General features: G+C 52.2%; 26 protein-coding genes. All 26 read left to right on the top strand.

From position 1 onward, the window contains the following. Positions 1 to 66 precede the first annotated feature (66 nt). The 26 genes from MHH28_RS09155 to tsf all read left to right on the top strand — a co-directional run bounded on the left by MHH28_RS09155 (position 67) and on the right by tsf (position 22,467). Positions 67 to 291 (top strand): flagellar FlbD family protein, encoded by a 225-nt coding sequence (locus tag MHH28_RS09155; protein WP_036724671.1) that lies wholly within the window; start codon positions 67 to 69, stop codon positions 289 to 291. Next, positions 288 to 755 carry a flagellar basal body-associated FliL family protein gene (locus MHH28_RS09150; RefSeq protein ID WP_405114136.1) on the top strand — a complete coding sequence of 156 codons (468 nt, stop codon included), beginning with the start codon at positions 288 to 290 and terminating at the stop codon, positions 753 to 755. Before MHH28_RS09155 ends, MHH28_RS09150 begins: the two co-directional genes overlap by 4 nt. Positions 756 to 795: 40 nt before the next feature. Then, positions 796 to 1,794 carry a flagellar motor switch protein FliM gene (gene fliM, locus MHH28_RS09145; RefSeq protein ID WP_340753176.1) on the top strand — a complete coding sequence of 333 codons (999 nt, stop codon included), beginning with the start codon at positions 796 to 798 and terminating at the stop codon, positions 1,792 to 1,794. Continuing rightward, positions 1,784 to 3,118: a flagellar motor switch phosphatase FliY gene (fliY, locus tag MHH28_RS09140; RefSeq protein ID WP_405114133.1), complete on the top strand. Its 1,335-nt coding sequence runs from the start codon at positions 1,784 to 1,786 to the stop codon at positions 3,116 to 3,118. The genes fliM and fliY overlap by 11 nt, the downstream gene beginning before the upstream one ends. A 26-nt stretch (positions 3,119 to 3,144) precedes the next feature. Next, positions 3,145 to 3,510: a response regulator gene (locus MHH28_RS09135; protein ID WP_036692515.1), complete on the top strand. Its 366-nt coding sequence runs from the start codon at positions 3,145 to 3,147 to the stop codon at positions 3,508 to 3,510. Positions 3,511 to 3,519: 9 nt separating this feature from the next. Beyond that, positions 3,520 to 4,050 carry a flagellar biosynthetic protein FliO gene (locus MHH28_RS09130; RefSeq protein ID WP_405114131.1) on the top strand — a complete coding sequence of 177 codons (531 nt, stop codon included), beginning with the start codon at positions 3,520 to 3,522 and terminating at the stop codon, positions 4,048 to 4,050. Then, positions 4,047 to 4,811, top strand: a complete 765-nt coding sequence (gene fliP, locus MHH28_RS09125; RefSeq protein ID WP_405114129.1) for a flagellar type III secretion system pore protein FliP — start codon at positions 4,047 to 4,049, stop codon at positions 4,809 to 4,811. The genes MHH28_RS09130 and fliP overlap by 4 nt, the downstream gene beginning before the upstream one ends. A gap of 22 nt (positions 4,812 to 4,833) precedes the next feature. After that, entirely contained in the window at positions 4,834 to 5,103 is a 270-nt protein-coding gene (gene fliQ / locus MHH28_RS09120) for a flagellar biosynthesis protein FliQ (protein WP_405114127.1), read from the top strand. Between the two features lie 4 nt (positions 5,104 to 5,107). Next, on the top strand, positions 5,108 to 5,899 hold the full coding sequence (fliR, locus tag MHH28_RS09115; protein WP_405114125.1) for a flagellar biosynthetic protein FliR: 792 nt from the start codon (positions 5,108 to 5,110) through the stop codon (positions 5,897 to 5,899). A 22-nt stretch (positions 5,900 to 5,921) separates the two neighbouring features. Further along, positions 5,922 to 7,016 (top strand): flagellar biosynthesis protein FlhB, encoded by a 1,095-nt coding sequence (gene flhB / locus MHH28_RS09110; RefSeq protein ID WP_405114122.1) that lies wholly within the window; start codon positions 5,922 to 5,924, stop codon positions 7,014 to 7,016. 20 nt (positions 7,017 to 7,036) lie between these two features. Further along, positions 7,037 to 9,070 (top strand): flagellar biosynthesis protein FlhA, encoded by a 2,034-nt coding sequence (gene flhA / locus MHH28_RS09105; RefSeq protein WP_405114119.1) that lies wholly within the window; start codon positions 7,037 to 7,039, stop codon positions 9,068 to 9,070. Beyond that, complete coding sequence (flhF, locus tag MHH28_RS09100) at positions 9,067 to 10,413, top strand: flagellar biosynthesis protein FlhF (RefSeq protein WP_405114117.1); 1,347 nt, start codon at positions 9,067 to 9,069, stop codon at positions 10,411 to 10,413. The genes flhA and flhF overlap by 4 nt, the downstream gene beginning before the upstream one ends. Beyond that, entirely contained in the window at positions 10,410 to 11,291 is an 882-nt protein-coding gene (locus MHH28_RS09095) for a MinD/ParA family protein (RefSeq protein WP_405114115.1), read from the top strand. The genes flhF and MHH28_RS09095 overlap by 4 nt, the downstream gene beginning before the upstream one ends. Before the next feature lie 34 nt (positions 11,292 to 11,325). Beyond that, a complete protein-coding gene (locus tag MHH28_RS09090) occupies positions 11,326 to 12,714 on the top strand; it encodes a chemotaxis response regulator protein-glutamate methylesterase (RefSeq protein WP_405114113.1) in 1,389 nt (462 codons plus the stop codon). Positions 12,715 to 12,748: 34 nt separating this feature from the next. Beyond that, entirely contained in the window at positions 12,749 to 14,839 is a 2,091-nt protein-coding gene (locus tag MHH28_RS09085) for a chemotaxis protein CheW (protein WP_405114111.1), read from the top strand. Positions 14,840 to 14,866: 27 nt separating this feature from the next. Continuing rightward, positions 14,867 to 15,328: a chemotaxis protein CheW gene (locus tag MHH28_RS09080; protein WP_036692546.1), complete on the top strand. Its 462-nt coding sequence runs from the start codon at positions 14,867 to 14,869 to the stop codon at positions 15,326 to 15,328. Between the two features lie 3 nt (positions 15,329 to 15,331). Next, positions 15,332 to 15,958: a chemotaxis protein CheC gene (locus MHH28_RS09075; protein ID WP_405114109.1), complete on the top strand. Its 627-nt coding sequence runs from the start codon at positions 15,332 to 15,334 to the stop codon at positions 15,956 to 15,958. Further along, complete coding sequence (locus MHH28_RS09070) at positions 15,951 to 16,448, top strand: chemotaxis protein CheD (RefSeq protein WP_405114107.1); 498 nt, start codon at positions 15,951 to 15,953, stop codon at positions 16,446 to 16,448. Before MHH28_RS09075 ends, MHH28_RS09070 begins: the two co-directional genes overlap by 8 nt. Positions 16,449 to 16,450: 2 nt before the next feature. Then, positions 16,451 to 16,864, top strand: a complete 414-nt coding sequence (locus MHH28_RS09065; protein WP_405114105.1) for a hypothetical protein — start codon at positions 16,451 to 16,453, stop codon at positions 16,862 to 16,864. 76 nt (positions 16,865 to 16,940) lie between these two features. Continuing rightward, positions 16,941 to 17,729: a FliA/WhiG family RNA polymerase sigma factor gene (locus MHH28_RS09060; protein ID WP_405114103.1), complete on the top strand. Its 789-nt coding sequence runs from the start codon at positions 16,941 to 16,943 to the stop codon at positions 17,727 to 17,729. 30 nt (positions 17,730 to 17,759) lie between these two features. Next, a complete protein-coding gene (locus tag MHH28_RS09055; RefSeq protein WP_405114101.1) occupies positions 17,760 to 19,163 on the top strand; it encodes a DUF342 domain-containing protein in 1,404 nt (467 codons plus the stop codon). 69 nt (positions 19,164 to 19,232) lie between these two features. Further along, a complete protein-coding gene (locus MHH28_RS09050; RefSeq protein ID WP_405114099.1) occupies positions 19,233 to 19,541 on the top strand; it encodes a hypothetical protein in 309 nt (102 codons plus the stop codon). A 69-nt stretch (positions 19,542 to 19,610) separates the two neighbouring features. Continuing rightward, complete coding sequence (locus MHH28_RS09045) at positions 19,611 to 20,183, top strand: hypothetical protein (RefSeq protein WP_405114097.1); 573 nt, start codon at positions 19,611 to 19,613, stop codon at positions 20,181 to 20,183. After that, positions 20,180 to 20,809 carry a hypothetical protein gene (locus MHH28_RS09040; RefSeq protein ID WP_405114094.1) on the top strand — a complete coding sequence of 210 codons (630 nt, stop codon included), beginning with the start codon at positions 20,180 to 20,182 and terminating at the stop codon, positions 20,807 to 20,809. The genes MHH28_RS09045 and MHH28_RS09040 overlap by 4 nt, the downstream gene beginning before the upstream one ends. 161 nt (positions 20,810 to 20,970) lie before the next feature. Further along, positions 20,971 to 21,672, top strand: coding sequence for a 30S ribosomal protein S2 (gene rpsB / locus MHH28_RS09035; RefSeq protein WP_036692565.1), 702 nt, complete (start codon positions 20,971 to 20,973; stop codon positions 21,670 to 21,672). Positions 21,673 to 21,816: 144 nt separating this feature from the next. Next, positions 21,817 to 22,467, top strand: coding sequence for a translation elongation factor Ts (gene tsf, locus MHH28_RS09030; RefSeq protein ID WP_405114092.1), 651 nt, complete (start codon positions 21,817 to 21,819; stop codon positions 22,465 to 22,467). Positions 22,468 to 22,526 lie beyond the last annotated feature (59 nt).

Here is a 22,526-nt window from a genome sequence, read left to right as displayed (position 1 = left end):
ACGCGGAAATGTTATTGCAGTCGTGGGGGAGGAACTCCTCCCCCTATTTAGGTTAGGAGGCCTGTCATGATTTCGGTAACAAGATTGAACGGGGCGGGGATGTGGCTGAATGCCCTGCTGGTTGAAATGGTTGAGGAGTCACCGGATACGTATATTACGCTGGTAACCGGCAAAAGGCTGATCGTGCTGGAAAAGGCCGATGAAGTCATTAGCAAGATCAAGGAATATAACAGGGACATAGGCACACATGCTGCCACCATTAAGGTCCAGTCAATGGAGGAGCTTTCATGAAAAAGATGCTGCCGTGGCTCATTACGATTTTGCTGGCCGTTACACTTATCGTAGTCGCTGCATTTTTACTGATGGACAAGTTTTTCCCGGGTGACGGGAATGAGGTGAACCAGGCTGTCCAGAACGTGGAAACGAAGAAGATGACTGCTGATCAAATTGTTGAGATGACGGCCGAAATCAAAGATATCAAAACTAATCTTGCAGATCCCGATTACATCCTTTCCGTCGACATCGCGTTACAATTAGATTCGGCGAGCTCCAAGGAAGAATTCGAAAAGATAAAATCTATTAGAATCACACCGCTGATTATCAAAGCGATTGCCGATGCCAAACCCGAGGAGTTGAATGGGGCCAGCGGCAAAGACCAGTTCAGCAGCAAGCTGGTGAATATTATCAATAAGAACCTGACTGAAGGTTCGATCACCCAGATTGAATTCACCAAATTTATTCTGGCTTCTATGTAGCTGCAGGCGGGTCAATTCTTTGATGGGGGGGTGATTGAAATTGGTTGATGTACTATCACAAAACGAAATTGATGCTCTGCTTGCTGCACTTTCATCCGGTGAAATGGATGCCGACGAACTTAAAAAAGAAGAAACCCAGAAAAAGATCCGCTCTTATGATTTCAAACGGGCCGTACGCTTCTCCAAAGATCATATCCGCAGTCTTACCCGGATTCATGATAACTTTGCCCGCTATCTTACAACGTACTTTTCGGCCCAATTGCGCACCTTCGTGCAGATCAATGTCGTTCAAGTAGAGCAGCTCCCTTATGATGAGTTTATCCGCTCCATTCCCAAAATGACGATATTGAATATTTTTGAAGCCGAGCCGCTGGAGGGCCGGATGGTGATGGAGGTGCATCCGAATATCGCCTTTGCCATGCTGGACCGGCTGCTCGGCGGCTTCGGAACGGCACCCTCCAAAATCAATGCGTTGACTGAAATCGAAACGACGATTATGGAGAGGATTTTCAGCAGATGCTTTGAAAGCCTGCAGGAAGCCTGGAAGACGGTGCTTGATATCCATCCCCGGATGGAGGCGCTTGAAACGAATCCGCAGTTTATGCAAATTGTATCGCCGAATGAAACGATTGCCCTGATCTCCCTCAGCACCAAAATAGGGGACACGACAGGGATGATCAACCTCTGTATCCCGCACGTTGTGCTGGAGCCGATTATGTCCAGGCTGTCCGTACACCAGTGGTTTGTCTCCGAGAAAAAGGTGCGGGATGAGGTAGAGCTCGAAGCGATCCGGGCAAGAGTCCACCGCGCGCAGCTTCCAATCGTGGCTGAGCTGGGGGAATCGAATTTATCCATTGCTGAATTTCTCGGGCTCAGCATCGGCGACGTGATTTCTCTTAACAAGACGGTGGATTCCGGTCTGTCGATTAAGGTAGGGGACAAGCTGAAATTCATTGGAAGTCCGGGGATGATCAAAGAACGTGTGGCTGTGCAAATAGACGAGATTGTCAGCGAAGGGGTTGAAGAGTTTGACGAGTAAAGATTATTTGTCCCAGGAAGAGATAGATGCTCTTCTTAGACAGTCTGCGGAAGGCAATTTGGCTCCTTCACCGAAGACCGTGGATGATTACTTAACACCTTTTGAACAGGATGCATTAGGAGAGATCGGCAATATCACCTTCGGAAGTGCGGCAACCGCACTCTCCACCCTGCTGGGCAAGAAGGTAGACATTACTACCCCTAAGGTATCCATCATTACCCGCGGGGAGTTCGAGGAAGCTTTTCCTAAACCTCATGTGGCTGTTCACGTACAGTATGTGGACGGTTTCCAGGGAATCAATTCCCTGGTGATCAAGATCAGGGATGCACAGGTCATTGCCGATCTGATGCTCGGTGGTGAGGGTGAGCCCAAAGACGAGGAACTGAATGAGATTCATATCAGTGCCGTTCAGGAAGCGATGAATCAGATGATGGGCTCGTCCGCCACCTCGATGTCAACGATCTTCAACAGATTCGTCAATATATCTCCGCCCGGCATTGACATTCTTAACATGTCCAGCGGAGAAGGTGTAGGAAGCCTTCCAAATGATGAGACCCTGATCCAGATCTCCTTCCGGCTGAAAATCGGCGATCTGATCGATTCCACCATCATGCAGCTGCTGCCGGTACAATTCGCCAAGGATATGGTCACCATGCTGCTTGGCGATGTCAGCCAGGCGGATCAGGAGGCGGCTGTCTCCTCCGCTGAAGCATCGCCTCCTCCGGCTGCTGCGGCTGCACCAGAGCCTGTACCTGCACCGGCGCAGGCTCCTCCTCCAGCACAGCAGCAGATGCCTGCGCCGGATGCAGGAGGGTACCCGCCGCAATATCCGCCGCAGGGTCAGGGCATGCCGCCTTATCCGGGAATGCCGGAAGGCGGATATTATTATCCTCCAGCGGGCATGCCGGCGTACGGGATGCCGGGTATGCCGCCTTACGGAATGCCGCCGCAGGGTACGCCCTATCCGCAGGCTCAGCCGCAGAATCCTGCACAGGGCCGCAATGTGAATGTGCAGCCTGTACAATTTGCGAATCTGAGTGCTGGAGCTTTTGGCAATATCGACGAAAATAATTTAAATTTATTGATGGACATACCACTGAAGGTAACCGTAGAATTAGGAAGGACCCAGAAGCAGATCAAAGATATTCTGGAAATGTCGCAAGGTTCAATTATTGAACTGGACAAGCTGGCAGGTGAGCCTGTTGATATTCTGGTTAACAACAAGCTCATTGCCAAGGGGGAAGTCGTAGTAATCGACGAGAACTTCGGTGTCCGCGTTACGGATATCGTCAGCCAGTGGGACCGCATACAAAAATTACAATAAGCATACTTAGGGAGGATTTTGTAAAAATGGCTAACCGAATTCTAATCGTGGACGATGCAGCATTTATGAGAATGATGATCCGGGACATTTTGTCGAAGAACGGATTTGAGGTAGTGGGTGAAGCCCAGGACGGTTCACAGGCTATAGAGAAATTTAAGGAACTGCGTCCGGATCTGATCACGATGGATATCACCATGCCTGAAATGGACGGAATCGCCGCCCTTAAGGAAATCAAAAAAGTGGATGCCAATGCCAAAGTCATCATGTGTTCAGCCATGGGTCAGCAGGCTATGGTTATTGATGCAATCCAGGCCGGTGCCAAGGACTTTATTGTGAAGCCTTTCCAGGCAGACCGCGTCATTGAAGCTATCAATAAAACGCTGGGTATATAGGAACGAGGTATGTTATATGCTTCCGGCACGCTCGGAGACAGTAGTAATGCCCTGCTGAATTTATTGAAGGTTGTTTTTTTTCTGGCAGTCATTGTTATTCTTATCGTGCTGCTGATCCGTTTTCTGGGACGCCGCAATCAGACTCTGATGAGCGGCCGTTCCATTCGTACGCTGGGTGCGCTGGGGCTGGGTCCGAATAAGTCGATTCAGGTCATTGAGCTGGGCGGCAGCCTCTATCTGATCGGAGTGGGCGATGATATCTCCATGATGGATAAGATCACCGATCCGGCAGAGGTGGCGCTGATTATTTCCGCTTTTGAAGACCAGGCCTCAGGAACGGATAATTTCATTGCACCGCTTATCGCCAAAATCAAGTCCAAGCTGCGCGGTGAGGTGCCGTCCCAGGAAATTGAGATTCATGAGACTTCGTCTTTCTATGAGACGCTGCAATCCAAGCTTGCCCTGGCGCCTGAACGCAAAGAGAAGCTGGAGGAACTGCGCAGGGATGAGGATCTCAGGAAAGAGTCGGAGGATTTATGAAAAAAAAGCTGATTCTTTCTTTACTGCTGTTTGGTATTTTCAGTGTGCTGCTCCTGCATCCGGTTCATGCTGACCCGATTCCTAATATCAACATCTCGGTGGGGGACAACGATGCCCCAAGCGGGGGAACAAGCTCCATATCCATCCTGCTGCTGGTAACGGTGCTGAGCATAGCTCCATCATTTCTGGTGCTGATGACCAGCTTCACGCGGATAGTGATCGTACTGGGATTCGTAAGAACGTCACTCGGTACCCAGCAGATGCCTCCGAACCAGGTGCTGGTGGGACTGGCTCTGTTCTTAACCCTGTTCATTATGTCGCCGACGCTGGCAACTGTGAACGAGACGGCCTTACAGCCCTATATGAAGGGCACTCTGACCCAGAGCGAAGCACTGAACAAAGCGCAGGAGCCGATTAAGGAATTCATGTTCAAGCAGACGAACACCAAGGACCTGCTGCTGTTCATGAACTATACCGGCAGCAACGCTTCTGTTAAGCCGGCCAGCTATAATGATATTCCTTTAACAGTAATGGTGCCTGCTTTTGCAATCGGTGAGATGAAAAAGGCGTTTACCATGGGCTTTATGATTTTTATTCCATTTCTTATTATTGATATCGTGGTGTCCAGCACCCTGATGGCCATGGGGATGATGATGCTGCCGCCGGTAATGATATCTTTGCCTTTCAAAATTATGCTCTTTGTGCTGGTGGACGGCTGGTACCTTGTAGTCAAATCGCTGCTGCTGAGTTTTAACACCTGACGCGTAAGAGGAGGCATATGGGATGAATCCGGAGTTTATTATCGGTCTGGCCGGCCAAGCCGTATATTTAGTGCTGGAGACCAGCGCCCCCATGCTGATTCTTGGTCTGGTGGTAGGACTGATCGTCAGTATTTTTCAAGCCACAACCCAGATTCAGGAGCAGACCCTGGCATTTGTTCCCAAAATCGTTGCCGTACTGCTTGCTTTGCTGCTGTTCGGTCCGTGGATCATAACGAAGCTGGTGGATTTCACCAGTCAAATCCTGGGCAGTCTCTACATGTATATCGGTTGAGTCTATGAATATAGAGACCCTGCTGCAAAGTTTTCCTGTCTTTCTGTTGATTTTTTGTCGAATTACAGCCTTTTTTGTTGTCGTTCCTGTCTTTTCGTCGCAAAGCGTGCCGACAACATTCAAAATTGGTTTGTCTTTTTTTGTGTCCATGGTCATCTTCAGCACAGGCAGCATGAATATTACGGTTCCGCAGGATCTGGGTTTTATCCTCCTGATTATCAGGGAGGCTTTAATCGGGCTGCTGCTCGGATTTATCGCCTACCTGATGTTTATGACGATTCAGACTGCGGGCTCGTTCATCGATATTCAGATCGGGTTCGGGATTGCGAACGTCATCGACCCGATGACCGGGGCATCGGCGCCGATTATCGGCAACTTCAAGTATATGATCGCGCTGCTGCTGTTCCTAAGCATGAATGGTCACCACTACCTGCTGGATGCTATCGTATACAGCTACAAATGGGTGCCGATCGATAATGATCTGTTCCTCAAAATGATCAATGGAAGCCTGTCTGAATTTCTGATCCGCACCTTTGCCCAATCCTTTATGCTGGCCTTTCAAATGTCGGCTCCGCTGGTCGCTGCACTGTTCCTGACAGATGTAGGCCTGGCCTTCCTGGCGAGAACGGCTCCGCAATATAATGTGTTTGTCATCGGTGTTCCGCTCAAAATCATTATTGGTCTGGCGTTGCTTCTTATACTGATGCCGGGGCTGGCTGCGCTGTTCCAGAATCTCTTCGAGATTATGTTCGAGTCCATGCACAACCTGCTTGGTCTCATTGGGAAGAGTCCTTAGGCTACGGTAAGGAGAGATGGTCTTGGCTAAGCCGACTAGATACAAACTGAATCTTCAGCTGTTCGGAGGAGATAAGACAGAGAAAGCCACTCCGAAGAAACGGCAGGACGCCCGCAAGAAGGGGCAGGTTGCCAAAAGTGCTGAAATGTCAGGTGCGGTAGTCCTTTTCTCGGCGCTGCTGTCACTGAGCGTCTTCGGCGGCTTCATGAAAGAACGGTTTATCAAGCTCTACACAGATGTATTCCAGAACCGGATGATGCTTGAGGTAACACCGGAGAATATCTCTGCACTGTTCAACCAGTATGGGCTGCAGATCCTCATTCTGCTTGCTCCGCTGCTGGGCATCACCTTCCTGCTGGCGCTCGTGGCTAACTTCGCACAGGTAGGCTTCATGGCTTCAGGCGAAGGTATTACGCCCAAGTTCAGCAAGATCAACCCCATCAAAGGCTTCAAAAATATTTTTTCCATGCGTTCCGTAGTAGAGTTCCTCAAATCTATCTTCAAGCTCATCCTGATTGCCTATCTGGTTTACAGTACGCTTTGGGGACAGAAGGAGAGTTTTGCACGCCTCTCGCATGTCGATGCGGAAGGGGCATACGCCTTCGTTGCGAAGCTGACCATGAGCCTGGGCATCAAGATTGCAGCGGCTCTTTTTATAATGGCTGTACTGGACTATATCTATCAGAAATACGAGCATGAGAAGAGTCTCAAGATGTCCAAACAGGACATTAAGGATGAGTACAAAAAGATGGAGGGCGACCCCATCATCAAAGGCAAGATCAGGGAACGTCAGCGCAGAATGGCGATGCAGCGGATGATGCAGGAGGTCCCCAAGGCCGATGTTATCATCACGAATCCGACCCACTTTGCAGTCGCCCTGAAGTATGACGGTTCTACAATGGAGGCTCCTCAGATAATAGCCAAGGGCCAGGATTATGTGGCACTCCGCATCAGGGAACTGGCCAAGGAGCATGGTGTTGTAACGATGGAGAATAAGCCGCTGGCACGGGCATTGTTCCAAAGAGCGGAGATCGGTGATGTAGTACCGGCCGATCTGTTCCAGGCAGTTGCCGAAGTGCTGGCCTATGTATACAAGCTTAAAGGCAAGAGGAGATAAGCCGGGGGAGGTTAAGGACATTGAAAGCTAAAGATCTAACAGTTCTACTGGGTATTATCGGTATTGTGCTTATGATGATTCTGCCCATCCCTGTCTGGCTTTTGGATGTACTGCTAATTGTCAATATCTCGATAGCCCTGACCATTATATTGGTCGCCATGAATACCAGAGATCCGTTGCAGTTCTCGATATTTCCTTCACTGCTCCTGATCACAACGCTGTTCCGCTTAGCCCTGAACCTGTCAACAACCAAGCTGATCCTGGCTGATGGCCATGCCGGGGAGGTCGTAGCGACCTTCGGAAGCTGGATTGCCAGGGGACAGATCGCCATCGGGTTCATTGTCTTCCTGATCCTGGTTGTGGTTCAGTTCATTGTCATCACCAAGGGTTCGGAGCGCGTGGCCGAGGTAGGCGCCCGCTTCACGCTGGATGCGATGCCCGGTAAGCAGATGAGTATTGACGCGGATCTGAATGCAGGGATGATCAATGAGCAGCAGGCACGGGAACGCCGCCGCAATGTTGAACGCGAGGCGGATTTCTTCGGAGCTATGGATGGTGCGAGCAAGTTCGTCAAAGGGGACGCCATTGCCAGTATCATCATCCTCATTATCAACCTGATCGGCGGCTTCATTATCGGTATGACCGTTCATGGTATGTCGTTCCAGACAGCACTCTCAACCTACTCTGTCCTGACCATCGGTGACGGCCTGGTCAGCCAGATTCCGGCCCTGCTGATCTCCACGGCTTCCGGTCTGATCGTTACCCGGGCGGCTTCGGAGGGCAATCTGGCCGAGGATCTGACCGGACAATTGCTGTCCTATCCCAAGCTTCTATACATAGTGGCTGCAACCATTGCGTTTCTGGGGTTCTTTACCCCGATTACGATTATGTCCACGCTTCCTTTGGCGGGGCTGATGGCATATGCGGCTTACAGTATGGGACAGAAGGCCAGCAGGCAGCTGATTGCCGATGAACAAATGGTTGAGGAGAAGCAGATCGAAGAGGTCCGCAGTCCCGAAAGTGTTATCAATCTGCTTACGGTGGACCCGATCGAATTCGAATTTGGTTATGGTCTAATTCCTTTGGCGGATACGGGACAGGGCGGTGATCTGCTCGACCGCATCATCATGATTCGACGGCAATGTGCACTGGAGATGGGTCTTGTCGTGCCGGTGATTCGCATTCGCGACAATATTCAACTAAAACCGAATGAATATGTCATCAAAATTAAAGGAAATAACGTGGGCGGCGGTGAATTATTACTTAATCACTATCTGGCCATGAGCCCTGGTTATGATGATGAGTCGATTAGCGGGATTGAGACTATTGAACCATCCTTTGGTCTGCCTGCCTTATGGATCGATGAGTCGGTGAAAGAACGGGCTGAATTATCCGGCTATACCGTAGTTGACCCGCCTTCCGTTGTAGCCACACATCTGACCGAGCTGATCAAGCGGCATGGACACGAGTTGCTGGGACGTCAGGAGACGAAGCAGCTGGTCGACAATCTGCGGGAGAATTATCCTGTGCTGGTGGACGAGCTGATCCCTTCCATTCTTGCAGTCGGGGATGTACAGAAGGTGCTGGGCAAGCTGCTGCGGGAGAAAATATCGATCCGCGATCTTGTAACTATCTTCGAGACGCTTGCGGACTACGGCACATATACCAAGGACCCTGATATTTTGACTGAATATGTGCGGCAATCCCTCTCCAGACAGATTACCCAGCAGTTCTCTCAGACGGGGGAGACCCTGCGTGTCATTACAGTGGGTCCCGGACTTGAGAAAAAGATATCCGAGAGCGTACAGCAGACGGAGCAGGGCAGTTATCTGGCGCTCGATCCGGTCTCTACCCAAACCGTCTATCAGCGGCTTACGGAGCAGATCAACCGTCTCCTGCAATCCGGCCAGCAGCCGATTGTACTGACCTCTCCAACGATCCGCATGTATTTGCGCCAGGTTATTGAGCGAACCATGCAGGATATCCCGGTGTTGTCCTACAGCGAGCTGGAGCCAAACATTGAAATTCAAAGCGTCGGGGTGGTGAACTTATGAGAGTGAAGCGTTATGTGGTCGATACGATGCCTGACGCCATGCATTCGATCCGCAGCGAGCTTGGAAGCGATGCCGTTATTTTAAGCACCAAAGAAATAAAGGTTGGCGGATTTATGGGCATGTTCACGAAAAAGAAGATTGAGGTTGTGGCTGCTGTAGAGAACGGTACAAAGGCGGCCGCGCAGGAGAAGATTCCTGCACCGCCGATGAATGTACCGCGAAAGGCTGTGCCAGAGGCTTATCAGAAGGCTGCCTCAGCCGCTGCGCCTCCCCTCCCGCCGCCTGTGACGGTGAGGGAGGCGGCAGCGGGGAAGTCGTTTGCCGAGATTGCCGCAGCACTGGCTGATCCGCTGGAGCAGGGCGGAGGCGTCGCGGTGATGCCGCCTTTGACCAAGACTGAGCCGCCGGATATCCGCTCTGAGGATACGGCAGCAGAGCAGCCTGAACCTGAGCCTGCTGCTGCCGCTGAGAGTGATGTTCTGCGGGAGATCCGGGACATGAAGCAATGGATGGAACGTATCGCACGTTATTCCTCGGGGGCTGCCGAGCTGCCGGATGCACTGGAAACCTGGCGAAGCCGCCTGATTGACCAGGAGGTTGACGCTGTACTCGTAGAGGAATGGATCGGATATGTTCTGGAGCGCTATCGTGAAGAAGGAAGCGGCTGGAGTTCGGAACGATTCGAAGAAGTGCTTAGAGAGCAGATTGACGGCTTTCTGGCGGACCGGATTGCTGGAGGTATCGCCCCGGATACACGGATTGTATATATTGCCGGTCCGACAGGCGTCGGCAAGACGACAACGATAGCCAAGCTGGCAGCGGAGCAATTGTTCAAGCAGGGCCGAAAGGTCGGGCTGATTACCTCGGACACTTACCGGATATCAGCCGTGGAACAGCTTAGAACCTATGCCTCTATTCTTAATATGCCGCTGGAGGTGGTCCAGTCGCCGGGGGATCTGCAGCGGGCGATGTTCCGGCTGGAGAGCTGTGATCTGGTGCTTATGGATACCGCCGGACGGAATTACCGCAACGAACTGCTGGTGGCTGAACTGCAGAGCCTGCTGGCCAAGGAGCTTAAGAGCGAGACTCTGCTGGTGCTGAGCCTGACCTCGAAGAGCCGTGATATGAAAAAGATTGCGGAGCATTTCGGCAGATACCAGCTGGATAAGGTGGTCTTCACGAAGCTGGATGAAACGGGGAGCTACGGTCCGCTGTTCAATGTACTGAACGATTATCCGCTGAAGCTCTCCTATATTACCAACGGACAGAACGTTCCTGATGATCTTCTTATGGCAACAGGGGAGCAGATTGGCGGCATGCTGCTGGGAACAGGGGGCGGGTGATGGACCAGGCGCAGGCGTTAAGACGGCTGGTCTCCAGCCAGGATACAAGGCTGGCTCCCGGAAGCGGTGCCACCGCCCGGATCATTACGGTATGCAGCGGGAAGGGGGGAGTCGGGAAGTCGAATTTCACCCTTAACTTCGCGCTTGCCCTGAAGGCTATGGGACGGAAAGTTCTTCTGTTCGATGCCGATATCGGAATGGCCAATATCGATGTTCTCATGGGGGTCTCTTCCCGGTACAACCTGTACCACCTGCTCAAGCGGGAGGCGGAGATCGGACAGATCATTCAGCTCGGACCGCTAGGCTTGCCTTTCATTGCCGGGGGCTCCGGTATGGACGAGCTGTTCACCCTCTCGGAGGCGGATCTGAATTACTTTACCACACAGGTTGCAAGCATTGCCGATAGTATGGATTTCATCCTGTTTGACACAGGGGCCGGGCTCTCCAAGGAGACAATGAAATTCATCACCTCTGCCGACGACTGCCTGGTGGTGACCACACCCGAGCCTACTGCAATCACAGATGCTTACGCGCTTATGAAGGTTGTTCATAATTCTCATGAGGAGGTCTCGTTCCGGCTGATTGTCAATCAGGCGGGGGATGAGCGGGAGGCCAGGGCGACCAGCGACAAAATCCGCATGGCGGCCAGCCGGTTCCTGCAGCTTGAGCTTCCTTTCCTCGGCTATATCAGCAGCGATCCGCATGTAGTCCAGGCCGTGAAGAAACAAATTCCATTCTCAGTGGCTTTTCCGAACAGTATCGCAGCCAGGGATGTGCAGAGACTTGCGCAGAGCTATCTGGCTGCTGATTCAGTAGAAACCGCTAAAGTTCAAGGCATCAAGGGATTCATCAGCAAGTGGTTGAAACGAAACAGATAATTGTTCTGAATTTGAGGGCAGAGGTGGAAAAGCTATGAGGCCATATAAAGTTCTGGTTGTTGATGATTCTGCGTTCATGCGCAAGATCATTTCCGATTTGATAGAGAATGATGCCGATTTTCAAGTGACAGCAACGGCTGCGAACGGGCGCGAGGCGATTGAGAAGGTGAACGAGCTTCGCCCGGATCTCGTAACCATGGATGTGGAGATGCCGGAGATGAATGGCCTGGAGGCACTCAAAATCATCATGGCCCAGCGTCCGCTTCCGGTGATTATGCTGTCGGGCATTAATGAAGAGGGCATGAAGGAGACGATTCTGGCCTTGGAGTGGGGGGCTTTCGATTTCATCCGAAAGCCGTCCATTTCAAACTCCCAGGATATCATCGCTGTCGGAGAATCCCTCCGGGAGCAGATGAAGGAGGCCATGCTGGCACGTGAGCAGCGGGAAGCCCGCGCTTCTGCCGCCAAACCGCCGGAGCCGCCACCCGCCGCTGAGCCGCCTGCTCCGCGAGCTGTAGTGGAGCCAGTGAGACGGATACCGGAGCCGTTCAAAAAAGAAGCCGGTAAGCTGCCGCTCCAAGGCACGGAGAAGCCTAGAGCCAAGGCGCCGGTTGAGCCGCCTGTTGACAAGCGGAAGCCGGAGACCGGCACTGAGCCGCTGACTGCGAAGCGGGTGGTCAAGCCCGCGCCTCCAGTGCCCAAACCGGCACCCGAAAGGTTCAAAGGCCGGTCCCGGGAGGAGAAGGGCGCCGGATTGCCGGGACAACGGGCGGCTGCCGAGACTGCGGCAGGCTCGTTCATCGAGCCTCCTGTTGCCACCGGAGGCCAGGCAAGCGGAAGCCGGAGCGTGCGTAAGCTGGTTGCTGTAGGTTGCTCAACCGGAGGTCCGAGAGCGCTGAAGGCGTTCCTGGAGAATATCCCCGGTGATTTTCCGGCACCGATTGTCATTGTCCAGCACATGCCGCCCAACTTCACCAAATCGCTGGCTCAGCGGCTGAATACCTTCAGTGCACTGGAGGTTGCGGAAGCGGAGCACGGGATGGTTCTCCGGCAGGGCGCGGCGTATATTGCCCCCGGGGGATATCACCTGACAGTGGTTCCGGCGGCCGGCGGCCAATACATGATAGAGCTTACTAAGGAAGAGGTCCGCAATGGACATCGTCCTTCTGTAGATACACTGTTTGAATCGGTATTGCAGCTCACCGCGCTGGAACGTCACGCCGTCATTATGACGGGGATGGGCAGCGACGGGGCCCGTATGATGAAAGCACTCTATGATTCGGGGGTGACATCGACCTTTGCAGAGAGTGAAGAGACCTGTGTGGTTTACGGAATGCCGAGGTCTGCAGTAGAGTTGAAGTGTGTAAGACACATCCTGCCTTTGCAAGAAATTGCTCCAAGGCTGGTACAAGCCGTTAAATAATGGAATTGCGAACTTGAAGGGGAGGTACCCGCTCATGGACATGAACCAATACTTATCCATGTTTATTGATGAGTCAAATGATCATCTGCAGTCTTTGAACGAGAGCATGATGGGGCTGGAAGCGAATCCGGAGGATCTGAGTATTGTTCAGGTGATTTTCCGCTCCGCCCATACCTTGAAAGGTATGGCGGCTACAATGGGTTTTGAAGATTTGGCTTCGCTTACGCATCAGATGGAGAACGTGCTGGATCTGGTGCGCAATAACAAACTGCGGATGCAGGACTTCATTTTTGACACCCTGTTCAAAAGTATTGACGCTCTGGAATCCATGGTGGAGGATATCACCGGCGGGGGCGCGGGCAAGGCCGATGTAACGGCCATTGTCTCTTCCCTGCAGGCTATCGTTCGCGGTGAGGTCCCTTCCGCCGGCAATGCTTCTGCCGAAGTAACGGCAGCTGCGTCCGGCAATGCGAGCGCCGCCCAGGTATTCCTGGATGAATTCCAGTACTCTGTGCTGGAGCAGTCCCTACAGGAAGGCCATCAGGTGCTGTATGTGGATGTGGCTATCCGCAAGGATTGTCAGCTCAAAGCCGTACGTGCCTATATGGTCTTTGACCTTCTGGAGCGTTCAGGAGAAGTCGTCAAATCCTTCCCTTCGGTTCAGGACATAGAACAGGAGAAATTCGATTATGGATTCTCCCTGTACTACATAACCCAAAAGGATGCAAGTGAGATTCAGAAGATGATTTTGAATCTGTCGGAGATCGAAGCGGTTACGGCTGTAGCACTCGATCAGGAGTCACTCCGCCAGATGGGACAAGACACTGCGGCAGCTACCGCCGAAGCGCCTGCTCCGGCTCCGGTGCAGGAGTCTGCTCCCGCGTCTGCCAATAATGCTTCTCCCGCCGCTTCACTGCATTCCAAGGAAGAGAACGGCAAAGCTGCCCCGGCCCGCACAGGCGGAACGCCGTCGCCTTCCCGGACCATCCGTGTGGATATCGAGCGGCTGGATGTGCTGATGAATCTGTTCAGCGAGCTGCTGATTGACCGTGTCCGGCTGGAGCAGCTGGCCTCCGAGGTCCAGAACGGGGATCTTACCGAAACGGTCGAGCATATGGGCCGGGTGAGCGGAGATTTGCAGAATATAGTCATGAAGCTCCGCATGGTTCCGGTGGACACCGTATTTAACCGGTTCCCGCGGATGATCCGCGATCTGGCGAAATCGCTGGACAAGAAGGTGGATCTAATCATCACAGGAGCCGATACGGAGCTTGACCGTACGGTGATTGATGAGATTGGCGATCCGCTGGTGCATCTGCTGCGCAACGCGGTCGACCACGGGATTGAATCTATCGGTGACCGGGTTGCTGCCGGGAAGCCGGAGTCAGGAACCGTGCAGCTCCGGGCCTTCCATAGCGGCAATCATGTCTTCATTGAGATTGAAGAGGATGGCAGGGGCATCTATCCGAAGAATGTACTGGCCTCTGCCGTCAAAAAAGGCGCGATTACCCAGGAGCAGGCAAATACGATGTCGGACGACGAAGCGTACCAGCTGCTCTTCGCGCCGGGCTTCAGTACGGCTGAGGTGATCTCTGACGTATCGGGCCGGGGCGTCGGGCTGGATGTGGTCAAAGCCAAAATCTCTTCGCTGGGCGGCAACGTCACCATCTATTCAACACCGGGCAAAGGTACGAATTTCTCCGTTCAGCTTCCGCTGACCCTGTCGATCATCGCCGCGATGCTGGTTCGCCTCGGCTCAGAGAAATACGCCATTCCGCTCTCTTCTATTGTAGAGACCGGAATTGTGAAGCAATCCCAGATCCGCACCATTCACGGCAACCGGATGTTGGAGTTCCGGGGCAGTCATATTCCGCTGGTCTCCCTGAGCAAGATCTTCTCCATTCCGGACTATGATGAAAGCACGGAAGAGGAGACGGAGATCGTGGTTGTCCGCAAGGGAGAACGGCTGGTTGCTCTGGCTGTGCAGGACTTCATTGGCCAGAACGAGATTGTGATCAAGAACCTCGGCAAGTATCTGCCTGAGGTGCAGGGAATTTCGGGAGCCACGATTCTTGGGGACGGACAGGTAGCGCTCATTATCGATCCGAATGCTTTTATCAAATAATCAGGTTAGAACAGGGAGGGTCATTCCATGGCTGAAGATATCAAAGTAATTGTATTCAAGCTTGGCACTGAAGAATACGGCATTGAAGTAGAGAAGGTCCAGACGATTGAACGTATGATGCCGATTACCCGCGTACCGAAGACCTATTCATTCATCAAAGGTGTGATCAATCTGCGCGGTGTGGTGATTCCGGTTATCGATCTGCGCGGACGATTCGGTATCGAGGAAGCGGAGCATACGGACCAGACCCGGATCATTATCGTGAATGTGAATGAGATGGAAGTGGGCTTCATTGTCGATTCAGCCAATGACGTCATCGACTTGAACCGTGATATTATTGATGTACCGCCGGATGTCGTGGGCGGCATCAAAGCGAAGTATCTGGACGGAGTAGCCAAAATTGGGGATGACCGTCTGCTGATTATGCTTAACCTGTCTGAAGTGCTGAACAAGAGTGAAATCGTGCAGCTGGAAAGCCTGGAGGGCTAGCCTATGGAGCTATTCAAGAACTTCAAAGACTTCAAGATGGATGTGCTTAAGGAAGTAGGGAACATCGGAGCCGGCAATGCTGCCACTGCCTTGTCCCAGCTGCTCAATAAGCCGATTGACATGGCGGTTCCAAAGGTACAGCTGCTCAGCTTCGAGGAGATCACCGATAAGGTGGGCGGAGCAGAGGAACTGGTGTATGCGGTGTTCCTGCGCGTGGAAGGTGAAGCCCCGGGTAACCTGTTCTTCATTCTTACACCGGAAGCTGCGAGCAACCTGCTCAGCCGGATTGCCGGAATTGAAGTCTCCGGCGGCGGTGAGCTGAGTGAGATGGAGTTATCCGCATTAAGCGAGATCGGCAATATCCTGGCCGGCTCCTACCTCTCTTCCCTGGCGGACTTCACCTCCCTGTCCATGTATCCGACCGTGCCGGCGCTTGCGATGGATATGGCCGGAGCCATACTGGGCTACGGGCTGCTGCAGTTCGGTCAGATGGGCGATGATGCGCTGCTGATCGATACGACATTTTTAGAAGGCCAAAATGAAATTGAAGGACAATTCTTCCTTATTCCCGATCCGGAATCGTTCCCCAAAATATTCAAGGCTTTAGGAGTACCGTTCGACAATGATTGAAGAGCAGAGCATCATTAAAGTAGGGATGGCGGATTTGAACGTGGGCAGCCAGGACAGCCTGATTCGTACGACCGGTCTTGGCTCCTGCGTAGGTCTGACCCTGTTTGATCCCGGTAAAAAGCTGGCGGGGATGGCTCATGTGATGCTGCCCTCGTCAGAGATTGCCCGGGAAGGGCAGCTGAACATTGCCAAGTTCGCAGATACCGCCGTGCCTGAGCTTTTGGCCCGCCTGCTGGAGCTGGGAGCGGTTAGAAGCCGGATTGTGGCCAAGATGGCCGGAGGCTCGCAGATGTTTGCTTTTGCCGGAGGGAGTGACACCATGAGGATCGGGCCTCGAAATGTGGAATCCTGCAAGCTTGCTCTCGACAACCTTCATATTCCGCTTATTGCGGAGGATACGGGCGGCAATTATGGGCGCACGATAGAAATCTCCTGCACCACCGGAGTGATTTTTATCCGCAGCGTTCAAAAAGGCCCGAAGGAAATTTAGCCATGAGCCGGAAACTATTGCTGAATGTTGTGGCCGGACTGACGGGATTTGTACTAACCTTCCTTGCGAACAACGGACAGAACCTGCTGGGTACCAGCCTGATCCGGGGCATGTACGGATTTATTATCTGGTTTGTGCTTGCTTTCATCCTGAGATGGGTATTGGGTTTTATTACCGGCGCAGAAGCATCCCCAGACCCGGAGTCCGGTTTGTTCGATAACGGAGAGTCACTTGGCGTTAAGCTTGATATTAGTACACCGGAAGAGGATCAGGAGCTCAAGGACCTGCTGACCCCGAAAAGGGAGGCGGCCAGTGAAGAGCCCGGGGGGTTCACGCCTTTGCAGCCTCCGAAGCTAGTCTCTATGAAAGATCCTGAAGAATTGGCCAAGGCCGTTCGTCACCTGAAAGAAGAATAAGCGAGTGCTGCGGCGAAGTCCGTCATCTTGCGCCGCATGAGGCCCGCTGACTAAACTTTGGGAAGGGTGAAAGCCGTTGAACGAGCGTAAAGCAGCTCAGTCGGAAACAGACGTTCTTTGGGAGCAGTGGAAAGAGCACGGCGATCCTGAAGCCAAAAAAAAGCTGATTGAGAGTTATCTCCATATTGTTGATTATGTGTCCAGCCGTCTGGCAGTAGGGCTGCCCAAAAACGTCTCCAAGGACGATTTGGCCAGCAACGGTGTCATGGGACTCATTGACGCCATCGAAAAATTCGACTACAAGCGGGGGCTTCAATTCCAGACTTATGCATCGTGGCGGGTACGGGGAGCAATCCTTGATTCTCTGCGGCAAAGTGACTGGGTTCCCAGATCCGTACGCGAAAAAGCGAAAAAAATCGAGGATGCCTACCAGCAGCTGGAGCAAAAGTATTTGAGATCGGTAAGTGACGATGAAATGAGCCAGTATCTGAATATTTCGGAAACGGAGTTTCAGACGATGCTGCAGGATGTTGCTGTCATGTCGCTCTGTTCACTCGAAGATCCTATACGTGAAGAAGAATCAGAGACAAGAATGTCCATATTGGTAGATGACAAGGCCAAGAATCCGGACCGTAAAGTGAATGAGTTCTACCTGCGGGATACGCTAACCAAGGGCATCGAGAAACTAACAGTGAAAGAACGGACCGTCGTGTCCCTTTTATATTATGAGGATTTATCCTTAAGCGAGATTGCGGAAGTGATGTCACTGTCTCCTTCGCGAATCTCCCAGCTTCATTCCAAAGCTATTTTGCGGCTAAGAGGAACACTTGAGAAGAACCGGGACCTTCTAATGCAAAATGATTAACCGGGTGACGGTGACAAGGGGGAGCAGAAATTGATCGGTCAATATGTGTTGAGCCAATACCTGAGTATTACTTTTTCGGAGGATAAGGGGATTGCTTACCTTCAGTTCACCAAGAAGGATGAGAATTTCACCTGTTCAGTAGAGGACCTTGAGAGCTTCCTGTCCAGTCACAATATTCGTTTCGGCATCCAGCATGATATTGTTCAGCGGATCAGCAGCAACCCGGAAGAATACTTCTGGAACCGGGTGCCTATTGCGATTGGACAGCCTGCTGTCAACGGCAAGGATGGACGCGTGGTGCTGACCGTTGATATGGAGGAGGACCGCAAGCCGCTGGAGAAAGAGGACGGCAAGGTGGATTACAAAGAGCTGGTCCGGCTCCACAATGTAAGAAAGGGACAGCTTATTGCCAAGGTTATCCCGGCGGCAGGCGGCGTGAGCGGCAAGATGGTGACCGGAGAGGAGCTTCCGTTCCGTGCAGGAAAGGAGGCTCATTTCAAGGTCGGCAAGAATGTGGTGGTGGATCAGGAAGAGACCTCTATGTATTCGGCGATCGACGGATTGGTTACGCTGACAGACAAAGGCAAGATCAATGTATTTCCGGTGTATGAAATCAACGGGGATGTGGATTACAGCACAGGCAATATTGATTTCGTGGGCACGGTGGTCATCCGCGGCAATGTGCTTACCGGCTTCACCGTCAAATCCGCAGGAGATATCCGGGTGGTCGGCGGGGTAGAGGGGGCAGAACTGATAGCGGGCGGGTCCATCGAGATTACCGGTGGTATCATCGGATATAATAAAGGCCACGTAAGTGCCGGTAAAAATGTTAAGGTCTCGTTCATCCAGGAGGGCAATGTTGTGGCCGGGGAGGATATTATCGTCTCCCAGAGCATTATGCATTCCAGCATCCGGGCAGGTCATGATGTACTGTGCAACGGGGCCAAAGGCTTAATCGTCGGCGGTATCGTACAGGCAGGTGAGCGCGTGATTGCCCGTACCATCGGTAATACCATGTCTACAGCTACAGCGATTGAAGTGGGCGTTGTTCCCGAGCTGAGAAATGAGATCAACGAACTGCGCCAGGAGCTGCGGCAGCTTCTCGAGAATGAGGACAAGACCAATAAGGCGTTGTATCTGCTTAATCAGCTGGCGAACAATGGGCAGCTATCGCCGGACAAGGTGGCGCTTCGCGTCAAGCTTAATGCCACCAAGCAGTCCCATATGCGTGATGAAAAGAGAATTAAAGAGCGTGTGCTGGAGATCGAGCGCATGCTGGAGGACACCGGCAGAGCTAAGGTTGATGTCGTCAAGACGATCTATGGAGGCTCCAAGATCGTAATCGGCAGATACACGAGGTTCGTCAAGGACCCGACGGAGCGGGTAACCTTCATTTATAGTGAAGGGGATATATCTATCATACCGTACGTGTAATCAGGCGGGCAGCCGTGGCGGCCTGCCATTCCTTGATTCTGAAACCCATGAGCGGAGAAGAGGGATCTTATGAGTCTGAAACCGGTGGAACTGCAAATTGCACTGCCACGCACTCATGATGCGGGCAAGGTTCAAAACAACCTTCAGCAGCGTCCTGCACTCGACCAGCAGCAATTGGCAGGCCAGAATGTCAAGCATAGCCAGGAAATCTCGCTGCGCAGCACGGAGGTGGACGAATCAGCCGAAGCGGCGCTGCGGGACGGCGGCAAGGGAAGCGGCTCAGGCAGTCAGCCTCATCCGCGCAAGCAGGACAAACAGGAGAACACCCATGATGCCGAACATCCCTATAAGGGGCACCGTATTGATTTCAGTCTCTGATTTGGACCAGAATAACTGCAAATGCAGTTAAGGCATCCTATGAATTAAACGCAGAAGGAGATTACACACTTGGAACCTTGGGTATACATCGTGCTGGTAGGCGCAGTTGCTATTCTTTATGCCCTGCGGCTGCCGGCCAAGGCGGGCAGAGAAGACTCGGAGAAGAAGAGCCTGAAGGAGACAGAGGCGGCTCTGGAGCTCTACATGGCTGACATCGAGCATGAGAACTCAGAGCTGCTGAAGCTGGTGGGCAGTATTAAGACTCAGTCACAGAGCAATAAGGCAGCCCTTCAGGAAGAGATCGGTGTACTGCGGGAGCAGGTGGGCGAGCTGCAGAAGAGCCTGCTGCTTATGGATGCCCGGCTGACTGCCGAAGAGAAGGGGCTGCTTCAGCTGGCAGCCACCTTACCGCGTGAAGCTCCATCCGGCTTCGCGGAGAATCCCCAAGGCGCTGAGCCAGCGGTTGCGGTTGAACCTCCTGTTAAGCCAAAGCCTGTCAGCTCCATTAAGCTACGGTATCCCCGGCTATTCGAGCTGCATGAGCAGGGGAAATCGATCGATTCTATCGCTAAGACCGCTGGCCTGCAGCGGGGAGAGGTGCAACTGATTCTGCAGCTTGCCCAGCAGGAGGAATCGGTATGATGAAGAACAGGTTCTTTATGCTGGGATTAGGAGTCGGACTGATTGCCGGTGCGCTGCTGCTGCAGCTGATGATAGCCGGGCGGGCGGTGCCGCTGACCAAAGAAGAGCTGATCCGGCAAGCAACCCGTCTGAATCTCACAGTTGTAGATCCGGCGGCGGCTTCTGCAACAGCAACAGCAACGCCATCGCCGGAGCAAGGAGCCGGGGCCCAGCCTTCCCAGGCGGCAACGGAGTCTTCAGCGAAAGCCAACCCAACTGCATCACAAGCGCCAGCAGTTCCGCCCAAGCCGGCTGCAACGCCAAGCGCCGCTGCGGCTCCGGGGAAGCCATCAGCTCCTGCACAGCCGCAGAGTACCACAGAGCCTGTTACCCAGGCTCCGGCTACGCCTGAAGCGCCTGCGGCTGCTGTGAACGGGGTGATTTCTCTAAAGATCCCCACTGGAATTACCCTCGCCCAGACGGCGGATCTGCTTGCGGAAGCCGGGGTAATCGAGGATAAGAACAAATTTCTCCAGACAGCGGACAGCCGTAAGGTGAACACCATCATTCAATACGGCAGCTATAGCTTCACCAAGGGAGAGAGCATTAACTCCATTATTGACAAGCTGATTACCGTAAAAAAGTAATCGTTGCATAGGTTGTTTTAATATGATATATTAATTGACGGTGTTAAAACACACGCCGGTTGATTTCGACAAGGGGTGCTTTCTTCTGAAGAAAGTCTTGCTGAAAGATGACACGCGGCGGAGGAGACACACAATAAACCAAACTTAGGAGGTGTGTGAAGATGGCAGTAATCTCCATGAAGCAGCTTCTCGAAGCTGGGGTACACTTCGGTCACCAGACTCGTCGTTGGAACCCAAAGATGGATCGTTATATCTTCACTGAAAGAAACGGAATTTACATTATTGACTTGCAAAAAACAGTCAAGAAGGTAGAGGAAGCTTACAACTTTGTAAAGAGCGTCGCTGGCGACAACGGCACAATCCTATTTGTAGGAACAAAGAAGCAGGCACAGGATTCCGTAAAAGAAGAAGCTGAACGTTCGGGTATGTTCTTCATTAACCAGCGTTGGCTCGGTGGTACCCTGACTAACTTCCAGACTATTCAGAAGCGTATTGACCGCCTGAAGAAATTGGAAGCTTGGGAAGAAGACGGTACCTTTGCAGTATTGCCTAAGAAAGAAGTTATCCTTCTCCGCAAAGAGAAAGATCGTCTTGAGAAATTCCTGGGCGGTATCAAGAACATGAAAGGTCTTCCAAGCGCGCTGTTCATCATTGACCCGCGTAAAGAGCGCATTGCAGTAGCAGAAGCTCGCAAATTGGGTATTCCTATCGTAGCTATCGTTGATACTAACTGCGATCCGGACGAAATTGACTACGTAATTCCAGGCAATGACGACGCGATCCGCGCCGTGAAACTCTTGACTGGTAAGATGGCTGATGCTGTTGTTGAAGCTCATCAGGGCGAAGACACAACTACAGCTTAAGTAGCAACCGGAACATAAATAAGAACATAAATGAAAAGGGTGGTTGGCAGGTGGATAACCTCTCACTGCCCTTTTTTTAAAATGCAAGCACGTAACATTTTATGCCTGCGTATGACAACGACTATGATCCTGGAGGGAATAACAATGGCAGTAGATGCAAAAGCAGTGAAGGAACTTCGTGAAAGAACAGGGGCAGGAATGCTTGATTGTAAGAAAGCGCTGGAAGAAGCAAACAACGACATCACCAAAGCAGCAGAATTGCTTCGTGAAAAAGGTCTGTCCGCAGCAGCTAACAAAGCAGGACGTATTGCTACGGAAGGTACTGTAGAATCTTACATCCACGCTGGCGGCCGGATCGGCGTTCTGGTAGAAATCAACTGCGAAACTGACTTCGTAGGCAAAACCGATTCCTTTAGAGAATTTGCCCGTGATATCGCCATGCAGATCGCAGCAGCGAACCCGCTGTATGTGCGCCGTGAAGAAGTGCCTTCTGCAGACGTTGAGAAGGAAAAAGAAATTCTTAAGGCTCAAGCGCTGAACGAAGGCAAGCCTGAGAAAATCGTTGAAAAAATGGTGGAAGGCCGCATCAGCAAGTTCTATGAAGAATACTGCCTGATGGAGCAATCCTTCGTTAAAGACCCTGATAAGACCGTTTCCCAACTGCTGAATGAAAAAATAAGCACCATTGGCGAAAACATCACAATCCGCCGCTTCGTTCGTTTCGAACTGGGTGAAGGTCTTGAGAAGAAAGTCGACAACTTCGTAGAAGAAGTTATGGCACAAGTTAAACAATAATTGCTGCGAAGCATTGAATAAGAATTGAATACAGGCAAGCATCAAAAGAGCGGAACACA

It is taken from the genome of Paenibacillus sp. FSL K6-1217, from assembly GCF_045040735.1.
Lineage (GTDB): Bacteria > Bacillota > Bacilli > Paenibacillales > Paenibacillaceae > Paenibacillus_AQ.
This window is presented reverse-complemented; position numbering and strand designations above follow the sequence as displayed.